3 protein-coding genes are annotated in these 2323 nt (G+C 59.4%); 2 read left to right on the top strand and 1 reads right to left on the bottom strand.

Going from position 1 to position 2323, the window contains the following annotated elements; translation table 11 throughout:
* Positions 1–429 (top strand): ATP-binding protein (locus AB5405_RS09740; protein WP_368138349.1); only part of this gene is annotated, 429 nt, incomplete at its 5' end.
* A 95-nt stretch (positions 430–524) separates the two neighbouring features.
* On the opposite strand, the gene AB5405_RS09735 is transcribed toward AB5405_RS09740, so the two are convergent.
* On the bottom strand, positions 525–803 hold the full coding sequence (locus AB5405_RS09735; protein ID WP_368138348.1) for a hypothetical protein: 279 nt from the start codon (positions 801–803) through the stop codon (positions 525–527).
* A 272-nt stretch (positions 804–1075) separates the two neighbouring features.
* On the opposite strand from AB5405_RS09735, the gene AB5405_RS09730 reads away from it, so the two are divergent.
* Positions 1076–1996 carry a helix-turn-helix domain-containing protein gene (locus tag AB5405_RS09730; RefSeq protein WP_368138347.1) on the top strand — a complete coding sequence of 307 codons (921 nt, stop codon included), beginning with the start codon at positions 1076–1078 and terminating at the stop codon, positions 1994–1996.
* The last annotated feature ends 327 nt before the right edge of the window (positions 1997–2323 follow it).

Here is a 2323-nt window from a genome sequence, read left to right as displayed (position 1 = left end):
CTACATGTCTCCGGTCGAGTTCAGGGAGGCGGGGCTGTCCCTCCCGGAATCGTCCAAATAGGTGTTGCCAATCCAGACTGCGCCCGGCTCGTCGAGGACCTGGAGGACGCCTCGTCGCGCGGCATCCTCAAGAAGAGGCTCAAGTACTACGCCCACTCGAGGCTGCTGATCATCGACGAGCTCGGCTACCTCGACGTCGGCAGCGCGGGCGCGGACCTGCTGTTCCAGCTGATATCGACGCGCTACGAGCAGCGCTCGACGATCATCACCACCAACGTGGGGATCAGCGGCTGGGGCAGGGTGTTCGGGGACGACGTGGCGGCGAGCGCGATCGCGGACAGGGTGTGCCACCACTGCCACCTGGTCAAGATAACCGGCAGGTCCTACAGGCTGAAGGACCTGCCGAGGGACGGGCCCGTCAAGCCGTGACCGGAATCGGTGAAAATACGTTAGCGCAACCGGTGAAACCGCCTTTGCGCGAACGGTGCGCCTGTTTAGCGAAACTGGTGAAAAATAGATTGACGCTAACACAGGTTCTCTATCTGGTCCTCGTTGAGCCCGGCGAGCGGGCCGGTCGCGGGCGGGGCGTAGATCGACTTGTCGGGGCCCAAGCTGGCCTCCTTCCGGCGCGGTTTCCTCGCCACGATTCTACAGCGCGCCCCGGTGTAGCTGTGCGGGAGGTGGCCCGTCGCCCACTTCTTGGCCGCGCCCACCGAGACCCCCGCGAACTTCGCGGCGGCGGTCGGCCCCATGCCGTCCTCCGTCGCCAGGAGGAAGAGCTCGACCTTCTCCCTGCTGTACATGCGAACCTCCAGTCCGGACCGCTTCACGGTCCAACTTTCTGTCCGCACCCCCAAATGGCTGAATTTAGGAACTATTCCACCGCAATTTACTGAGTGGGAGCTCTTGGCTGCTACTTGCATTGACATTTGTCCTAAAATGGCTGGTCGTTAGGGGTTGCTACCGGTAGTTGCGGTAGGGTTTGAGCAGATTCTAACTAGAAATGGTGGTCGCTACCGGTTGTTCTCGGCATACTCGGCTCATTCGATTCGACCATCAAACGAAAGGAACCACCATGGATCTTGCGATGGCACAGCGCCTCGTCGATCGCCGTAAAGCTGCCGGGCTTTCTCAGGAGGCGCTTGCTGCCCAGCTGGGCGTAAGCCGCCAGGCTGTTAGTAAATGGGAGCGCAGCGAGTCCTCACCCGATACCGATAACCTCATTGCGCTCGCCGCGCTGTATGGCGTGTCGTTGGACAAGCTGCTATATGGGGAGGCGGCCAACGATGCCGACGGCCCGGAGGACGGTAGCGCCGACACCGAGACGGCGGATGTGGCTGACGAGGCTGAGGATTCTGCCGAGCACGCCGATTGCGGTGACAAACCACTTGTCGATATTTCCCTCGCGCGCGGTATCCACGTCATTGATCCCAATAAAGGCGAGGAAGTCCATGTTGGTTGGAGCGGCATCCATGTGACCAACGAGCGCAAGGGCGAAGAGGTGCATGTGGGGCCGGGCGGCGTGCATATCGATACGCTTGAGGACGATGGACATAGCGTGCGTACCAATGACGACGGCACCGTCACCATCGACGGCGAGACGTTTTCCAGCTGGAAGGAAGCACACGACAAGCTCGACCGTCATGGCAAGCATTTCCACACCAAGGTCGGACGTGCATGGAACAAATTCCCCTTCCCCGCACTTGTCACTCTCGCCTATCTGGTGCTCGGCATTGTCTACGGCACATGGGGCATGGGGCTTTTCCTCGTCTTTTTGGTTCCCGTCTACTACGCGATTGGTGACTTTATCGATCGACGCCATTTGTCAAAGCTCACTGAATGCGTCTATCCAGCAGCCGCCATCGCTTGGTTCCTCTACATGTGGCTCTGTTTGGGACAGCCCCATCCTGCATGGATCATCCTCATCACGATTCCCATCGTAAAGGCGCTCATGCGCTGGTGTCGCAAACAATGGAAGTGCCGCAAACAGGCCTAAACCGCCCCAACCAGCCAGCGCCACTCATCCGACACCGCCCGCCCCTTCCAAGTTGCGGTGATATAGGGACTGTTTTGAGGCTCCAAAGCGCCAAACAGTCCCTATATCACCGCAACTTACAAACAACTGGGCCAGTTCCGGCACGGAGATTAGCATTGAGCTGACCACGCGCCAAGAAAAGGACCTATTTACTACGTTTAACTCGAGAGAGCCGACCATACCTGCCTTTTTTGAAAATCGACAGGCCTTTTACCTGCACTGATAATTGTTCTCGGGGGAAGCGGGCACTGCGGGGCGCGGCAACGGCGCGCGATTTCCGCGTCGCAG

Origin of the sequence: Collinsella aerofaciens (assembly GCF_040920445.1) — a bacterium.
Classification (GTDB): domain Bacteria; phylum Actinomycetota; class Coriobacteriia; order Coriobacteriales; family Coriobacteriaceae; genus Collinsella; species Collinsella aerofaciens_BH.
Note: the sequence above shows the minus strand (reverse complement) of the source record. Positions and strands in the feature narration are given on the sequence as shown.